This is a genomic window from Pedobacter sp. 01N416 (assembly GCF_056399685.1).
Map to the genome: position 1 here is coordinate 23,241 of NZ_JBFTRT010000016.1, position 8,286 is coordinate 31,526.

Below are 8,286 nucleotides of genomic sequence, written 5' to 3' on the forward strand. Positions count from 1 at the left end.
AATGAGTACAAAAGTTAAGCAACGAGATATAACAGATTGTGGTGCGGCTTGTCTGGCTTCAATTGCTGCTCATTATAAATTGGATTTGGCTGTTGCCCGCATCAGGCAGCTTGCCGGAACCGATAAAAAAGGTACAACCGTTTTAGGACTTGTTGAAGCGGCCCAAAAATTAGGATTTGAAGCGAAAGGTGTAAAGGCACCTTTTGACAGTTTATTTAAAATACCTACGCCCGCTATAGCACATATTATTGTGAATGATATCCTTCAGCATTATGTAGTGATTTACAAAGTAAACAGTAAGTTTATAGAGGTGATGGACCCTATAGATGGGAAAGTGCACCGTAAAACGCACGATGAATTCAAAAAGGAATGGACTGGTGCTTTAGTCTTATTGTTGCCATCAGAAGACTTTCAGATCGGCAATGAAAAAAAATCAATCCAGGGTAGATTTTGGAGTTTGATTAAACCGCATAAAGGCATTCTGACGCAAGTTTTATTTGGTGCTATTGTTTATACTGTACTGGGTTTATCCACCTCTATTTTTGTTCAGAAATTAGTCGATTTTGTACTGGTAGATGGTAACCATAACCTGCTAAACCTCATGAGCATAGCCATGATGGTTATTCTGCTGGTACAGCTGTTTATTGGCTCGGCAAAAACAATTTTTACCTTAAAAACAGGCCAGTTAATCGATTCGCAGCTTATTTTAGGGTACTACAAACATCTGCTCCGTTTGCCACAGCAGTTTTTTGATACCATGCGGGTGGGCGAAATTATTTCGAGGATTAATGATGCGGTAAAAATCAGAACATTTTTAAATGATGTATGCGTAAATTTTGTAGTCAACATTTTTATTGTTTTCTTCTCATTTATCATGATGTTTACCTACTACTGGAAATTGGCACTCATCACGCTTACGGTTATCCCGTTATACCTAATAATTTATGTAATTACCGATAAATTTAACAAACGTACGCAAAGGAGGTTAATGGAAGATGCTGCCGAGCTCGAATCGCAATTGGTAGAGAGCTTAAACGCTGTAGGTACCATTAAACGTTTCGGCTTAGAAGATCATGCTAACGATAAAACCGAAACCCGTTTCATCAAGTTGCTCCAGGCAGGCTTTAAATCGAATATAAATGCCGTTGTATCGGGTACTTCTACCGAGTTTATTTCGCGCATGATTACCATTGTATTGCTTTGGGTAGGTGCAGGTTATGTATTAAGCAATTCGATTACCCCTGGAGAACTATTGTCGTTTTATACGTTGATCGGTTATTTTACAGGACCAGTATCTTCTTTAATCGGGATGAATAAAACCGTACAGGATGCTGTTATTGCGGCCGACAGGTTATTCGAGATTATGGATCTGGAACGCGAAAGTGATGAGAACCAGATTGAACTGAGTGCCGATAAAATTGGGGATATTCATTTCGAAAATGTTTCTTTCCGCTATGGGGCAAGGCTACCCGTTTTCGAAAATCTGAATTTAACCATTCCACAAGGTAAATTTACAGCCATTGTTGGCGAGAGTGGTTCGGGAAAATCAACTCTAATGTCTATCCTGCAGAATATTTATCCGATACAGGCGGGCAATGTGCGTATAGGTAAATATGATCTGAAATACATTACCAACTCGTCGCTTCGCAGAGTGGTATCGGTAGTGCCACAGCAGATCGATTTATTTGCTGGTAACGTAATCGACAATATTGCCATTGGCGAAGAAGAGCCCGATATGCAAAGGATTATTGATATTGCCACCAAGCTGGGTTTAATTGGCTTTATTGAGGCTTTGCCTAGGGGCTTTCAGACTTATCTGGGCGAAAACGGTACATCTTTATCAGGCGGACAAAGGCAGCGGATTGCCATTGCAAGGGCTTTATACCGCGATCCGGAAATCCTGATTTTAGACGAAGCCACCTCATCGCTCGATTCGGTTTCTGAGCAACATGTACAACGCATGATCGAACTTTTAAAAGCCGAACAGAAAACCGTAATTGTAATTACGCACCGATCGAGCACGTTGAACAATGCTGATAAAATTATTGTATTGGATAAAGGTTTAGTGGTTGAGCAAGGCAGCCATCAGGAGCTGAAATACCACTTGGCCTAGACTTCGTAAGTTAGACTTACCTCTCTCTGCGTCACCCTGAATTTATTTCAGGGTCTTTCACTCAAAAAGAAAGTTCTTTGCCATAGACGTTTCTGCTGTTAGCCTAACTAGGAATACATAGTTAAGTATGTATTTGTATTGTTTTTGGAAAGCAATTGCAGAAGCTCTTTTTAATGTCGGTCCTGCTTTTCATTACAAATCCGCTCCCGGTGAAGGACCGGGCTTACGGGCTTTTCATTTCAATCAGGTTTGGGTAGGTAGGCCTTTGCTACTATTACCGGAGGTCTGCATAGTTTCAGTGTATTTATTTCTTACAAGGATTATCTCCCCAAGAGCCACCAGCCCAAGTTAACTAAACCCGATAGCAGCGGTACGAAGTATAGCGTATAGCGGGATTATCGGAGCCGATGTACACAGAAACCTGCTTTTCAAAAAAGTTATCAATGATTTTTCGGGTGGTGTAAGGTGTTACCACCTGACACAAATCTATTCAGTCAGCTGGAAACATCTGACCGCACGGTCAAACTCCGCAAGTTTTGCACCGGCCGCAACAAAAAAGGCGTTCTGCATAGCTGCAAGAACGCCTTTTCTATAATTTATTCGAAGAATTAAATACCGAAAGCAGCTTTAACCTGATCTACGTAATCTAATTTCTCCCAGGTAAACAAATCAACCGTAACTGTTTTTTCTTCACCATTCGGTGTCCTGAAAGTTTTGGTAACCGTTTCTGGCGTACGGCCCATGTGTCCGTAGGCAGCAGTTTCGCTATAAATTGGGTTTCTTAATTTCAAACGTTGCTCAATAAAGTAAGGACGCATATCGAAAATCGATTCTACAATTTTAGCAATCTCGCCGTCCGTTTTACCCACTTTGCCAGTGCCGTAAGTATTGATGTAAATACCCATTGGTTTTGCAACACCGATAGCGTATGATACCTGAACCAAAATTTCGTCGGCTACRCCAGCAGCCACTAAGTTTTTAGCGATATGGCGTGTAGCGTAAGCCGCACTTCTGTCTACTTTACTTGGATCTTTACCCGAAAAAGCACCACCGCCATGCGCACCTTTACCACCGTAAGTATCAACAATAATTTTTCTTCCGGTTAAACCAGTATCGCCGTGAGGGCCACCAATTACAAATTTACCGGTCGGATTAATGTGATATTCAATTTTATCATTAAATAAATGTGCGTATGCAGGATTACTTTTGATAATTCTTGGGATCAGGATATTCACTAAATCAGTTTTGATTTTAGCCAGCATTGTTGCCTCTTCATCAAAATCGTCATGTTGTGTAGAAATTACAATCGCATCGATACGTACTGGTTTATTGTTATCGTCGTACTCTAAAGTAACCTGGCTTTTTGCATCTGGACGTAAATAAGTGATTTCGTTATTTTCGCGGCGCAAAACAGCAAGTTCCTGTAATAATTTATGAGAAAGGTTTAATGCCAAAGGCATATAATCTTCGGTTTCGTTGGTGGCGTAACCAAACATCATACCCTGATCGCCAGCACCCTGTTCTTCTTTGTTGCTTCTATCTACACCTTGGTTAATGTCTTGAGATTGCTCGTGTATTGCCGATAAAATTCCGCAAGAGTTGGCCTCAAACATATACTCGCTTTTGGTGTAACCAATTTTCTTGATTACATCGCGGGCAATCTGTTGTACATCTAAATATGTTTTAGATTTTACCTCACCAGCCAAAATAACCTGACCAGTAGTTACCAAAGTTTCGCAAGCAACCTTTGATTCTGGATCGAAAGCTAAGAAGTTATCAATTAATGCATCCGAAATTTGATCGGCGATTTTATCTGGGTGGCCTTCAGAAACAGATTCTGATGTAAATAAATATGACATTTATTAAATAAATTAATGGTAAATAAACAAATTAATACTTGCCAAACCCCTTGGAAACAGGTGTTTAAATGATTGAAAGGAGGCATTAGCAATTTTTTTAAGTGGTTGCAATCCGGTCCCGAGGTGTCGGGATAGCAAATCAATCCACTTTTTTACTGCTGCAAAATTAGCATATTTTCTTTATTTCAAAAATTATAGATTATTTTGTGCACTCATTCTTACACTTTGCACACAAAGATCAATATCCTCTTTATTATAAACCCTATCTCTGGTGGGCGAGGAAAATTAYGCATCCCTGATTTTATTGATCAATACCTGGATAAGGAGAAGTTTAGTCCGAACTTTGTTTTTAGCGAATATGTTGGTCATGCCGGCGAATTGGCAGACGAAGCCGCAACTAAAAATTTCGATGTAATTGTTGCTGCAGGTGGCGATGGCACCATTAACGAGGTGGCCAGTAAAGTATTAAAACACAAAAAGATTTTGGGGATTTTACCGCTTGGATCGGGGAATGGCCTTGCCAGATTTTTAAGAATATCGAAAAATTTAAGGTATGCACTTTCCCTGATCAATAATTTTAGGATTGATGAGATTGATACTGCCGAGTTTAACAACAAATGTTTTTTTAATCTGGCCGGTATGGGATTCGATGCCCATTTGAGCGCTGTTTTTTCGAAAGATAAAAAACGCGGTCTGTCAGGTTATGTAAAGCTGGGTTTTAAAGAGGTTTTTAACTATAAAGCACAAACTTATTTGCTAAACATTGATGGCGCCGAATATACCAGAAAAGCTTTTGCCATTAGCATTGCCAATTCATCGCAGTACGGCAACGATGTTTATATTGCACCTAATGCTTCGGTAAAAGATGGCTTGCTGGATGTTTGTATTATTAAACCTTTTCCGATAATAAAATTGCCATTATTGGGTTATGTAATGTTAAGAGGGAAGGCCGAAACATCAGACATGATTGAAATTATTAAAGGCAAAAACATTAAAATTACCAGAGAAAAAGCTGGTGCAGTGCATGTAGATGGCGAGCCCTTACAAATGGGGACTGAGATACACGCGGTAGTAAATCCGCTCTCGCTCAAAGTAATTGTTCCTTGAGTGTTGTGCTAAGCGTGCGGCGGTTGGCGTTGATTCCTGATCAAATAGATTGCTTAGCACACTCAAATCTTGCGCCGCAACTAATTGTTGGGCTATGCACCCAAACGAATGAACAAATGGCCAGTGAACCAATGAACCTTTTATAAAACATGAAACCAAAGAAAAATAGTTTAAGTGATCTTGGCGGAATTATGTATTCTACCAATCCAGAATTCGAATACGAAGAAGAAGTTGATGATACCGTTACTTCGCCAAATAATCAACAGGATTTAAGGGTAATGCTCGATAAAAAGAACCGTGGTGGTAAGGCGGTAACCTTAATTACCGGTTTTAGAGGGCGTACTGAAGATTTAGAAGTATTGGGCAAAATGCTTAAAACTAAATGTGGTGTAGGTGGCTCAGTTAAAGACGGCGAAATCATGATCCAGGGCGATGTACGCGATAAAGTAATGGGCATCCTGCAGAAAGATGGTTATAAAGTGAAAAAAGCCGGAGGATAATAGAAAAAGCTGTCATCCTGAGTGCTAATTTATTGTATAAAAATCAATACTATTGACAGCGGATTTTAATGAATTAATATATTGCTTGGAATCGTCATTCCCAACTTGATTGGGAATCGTAATGCAATAAGCTTTAAGATTCCCGCCTGTGCGGGAATGACGATCATTCTATTGGAGTCTGTCAATGGTAGTGAAGTGCAATATCTTCGAGAAACCTAATTCTTCCCGAATATAAATACTGTCTCAAATCCCTCTTTTACAAAGTTATTCATGCCATATCCTGTTTTAATGTTTCCTGAACAAATTTTTTGCAAGATGTTTATGAAAAATTAAACGCATGAAAAAGATAATTTACCTTATCATCCTATGTTTTCCTCTATACTCACTGAGCCAAGGGAAAAATAACACTTTTTTAAGTGAAGCGAATGGAAATTCAATGTTATATGGTATTACCAGTCCATATTCAAATTGTCCTGTATTGCTTCGAGTTGATGAAAGAACCAAGTGGATTTCTTTTAGTAATCATGAACCAAGTGATCCACTGAAAAATAGTGTTTTCCTTGGAGAGGCAAAAACAATACATCTGGAGATGAGGATACACAAAGACAGCCTAAAATGTTTTAGATATTCGATTGTAGAGAATGATAGCGTTTTCCTCGTAGATGACGCCATTCCAAGTAAGATAAATTTTAGATGGAATAGCAGAAGTGATTTTCCAAATTACCTTACAATGAGTTTAGGTGATTACAATGCAATTGATAAAAAGATTACTATCAAAATATATAAACTACCTCAAAAATTTAAGGTAAGTACCACTGTAATTTATAATCAGCCTCTATTACCAGCTAAGATATTAAGCAAGACTGTATTTTCAGAATCGATTAATACTAAGGGGTTATCGGTTAAAGAGATCGGTGATCTTGTTAAGAAAAAAGGAAGAAGTGCATTTTTCCTCAAAGGAAAGCCTTTTAAAGATGGCGAAACCATAGTAAATGATAGTATTCTGCGGATGTCAATAGGTATTAAAAATACTGGTGTTAATTTTATTTATAAAGTGAAAATAACGAGGTATAGCAATGATTATCCTGAAGAAACAGTTCTAACCGCTAGCAATTGGGAAAATTCGTATATACAAATTGATGCTGAATATTTTAAGAAACCAGGAAAATATAGGGTTTCAATTGCACCTGAAATATATAGATCGCTAGACTTACCACGAGGTTTACCCTTTACGTTAACCGAAACATCATTTAAGTTTACAATTATTGAAAAGAAAGAAAAGCTTTTTACCTCTCGAGAGTTATTACTAATTAGTGTTATAGTAGGCGGCCTTTGTGGTCTCATATCGGTTTTAATCCTTAATAATCGCAAAAAAAAGGCGGCTAAGATACTTGCTCAGAAATCTCAGGAAAAAGAAATCGCCAAACTCCAGCTAGAATCTGTCCGCTCACAGCTAAACCCACACTTTTTGTTCAATGCACTTGCAGGTATCCAAACGCTGATGAACAAAAACGAAACCGACAATGCCAACCGCTACCTTGTTAAATTTGCACGATTAACACGCAATGTGTTAGATCATAAAGAACTCATCAGCTTAACTTCTGAGAAAACCTTGCTTGATGATTACCTGCAGATGGAGCAATTGCGTTTTGGTTTTCAGTACCAGATCACAGCTTCACCTGATTTAGATGTCGAGAATATCGAAATTCCGGCCATGCTTTTGCAACCCTTTGTAGAAAATGCTGTAAAACATGGCATCGCAGAGAAAGGAAATGATGGTAAGATCGGAATTGGTTTTACAGCACAATCAGCAGATCTGGTTTTAAGTATAAAAGATAATGGAAGTGGTTTCGATGTAAGCCAAGATTACGAAGGTTTAGGTTTGGCTTTGACTAAAAACAGAATATCTTTACTCAATTCCATCTATAAAGAAAATCAGTTTTTATTGGATATGAAAGCAGATGCAGATGGGACAGTAATTAAGATCACACTAAGCCAATGGTTGTAAGATGCGGGCAATTTTAGTAGACGATGAAGCAGCGAATTTAGAAAATCTGAGGATTTTACTGGATAAGCATTGCCCCAATATTAAGGTGGTAGCCATTGCCAGTAATATTGGCGACGCCTTTAGCCAGGTTAATCTTCATCATCCGGATTTGCTTTTCCTCGATATCCAGATGGGTAAAACAACCGGTTTCGATTTGTTAAACCAGCTTACGGAGAAAACTTTTGAAGTAGTTTTTGTAACAGCTTACGATAATTATGGTATCCAGGCGGTAAAATTTGCTGCCTTGGATTATCTGCTGAAACCTGTAGATCCTGACGAATTGAAAGTAGCTGTTGAAAAGGCCGAGATCAGGATCAAAAACAAAATACATGGCGAGCAGCTCAATTTTTTACTGAGTCAGATCAAGAAGAACGAGCCAGGTACGCCGAAAATTGCATTGCCGCAACAGCACGAAATCCGTTATGTTTCGGTTGATGATATTATGCGTTGTCTTGCCGATAACACTTACACGTTTTTCTTTTTAAGCAATGGCGATAAAATCCTGATTTCGAAACCACTGAAAGAATATTCCGATCTGCTCAAACCCCACGGTTTTGTGCGGGCACACCAAAGCCACCTGGTTAACCCGAAATTTGTAAAAAGCTGGCTTAAAGAAGATGGTGGAACACTTTTAATGGATAGTGGCGATAAAATTCCGGT

The 8,286-nt window shown here is 38.8% G+C and carries 6 protein-coding genes; 5 read left to right on the plus strand and 1 reads right to left on the minus strand.

What is annotated here, in order from left to right:
* Position 1 precedes the first annotated feature (1 nt).
* Complete coding sequence (locus AC1DND_RS01930) at positions 2-2,113, plus strand: peptidase domain-containing ABC transporter (protein WP_477578664.1); 2,112 nt, start codon at positions 2-4, stop codon at positions 2,111-2,113.
* Positions 2,114-2,721: 608 nt separating this feature from the next.
* On the opposite strand, the gene metK is transcribed toward AC1DND_RS01930, so the two are convergent.
* The gene (gene metK, locus AC1DND_RS01935; protein WP_029277640.1) at positions 2,722-3,972 is read right to left on the minus strand and encodes a methionine adenosyltransferase; all 1,251 of its coding nucleotides are present in this window, start codon (positions 3,970-3,972) and stop codon (positions 2,722-2,724) included.
* Between the two features lie 225 nt (positions 3,973-4,197).
* On the opposite strand from metK, the gene AC1DND_RS01940 reads away from it, so the two are divergent.
* The 4 genes from AC1DND_RS01940 to AC1DND_RS01955 form a co-directional block, all read left to right on the plus strand.
* Complete coding sequence (locus tag AC1DND_RS01940) at positions 4,198-5,079, plus strand: diacylglycerol/lipid kinase family protein (protein WP_477578666.1); 882 nt, start codon at positions 4,198-4,200, stop codon at positions 5,077-5,079.
* A 149-nt stretch (positions 5,080-5,228) separates the two neighbouring features.
* Positions 5,229-5,579: a translation initiation factor gene (locus tag AC1DND_RS01945; protein WP_230142598.1), complete on the plus strand. Its 351-nt coding sequence runs from the start codon at positions 5,229-5,231 to the stop codon at positions 5,577-5,579.
* Between the two features lie 337 nt (positions 5,580-5,916).
* Positions 5,917-7,587 (plus strand): sensor histidine kinase, encoded by a 1,671-nt coding sequence (locus tag AC1DND_RS01950; RefSeq protein WP_477578668.1) that lies wholly within the window; start codon positions 5,917-5,919, stop codon positions 7,585-7,587.
* A gap of 1 nt (position 7,588) precedes the next feature.
* Positions 7,589-8,286, plus strand: a 698-nt coding sequence (locus AC1DND_RS01955) for a LytR/AlgR family response regulator transcription factor (RefSeq protein ID WP_477578670.1), incomplete at its 3' end; no start/stop codon positions are given.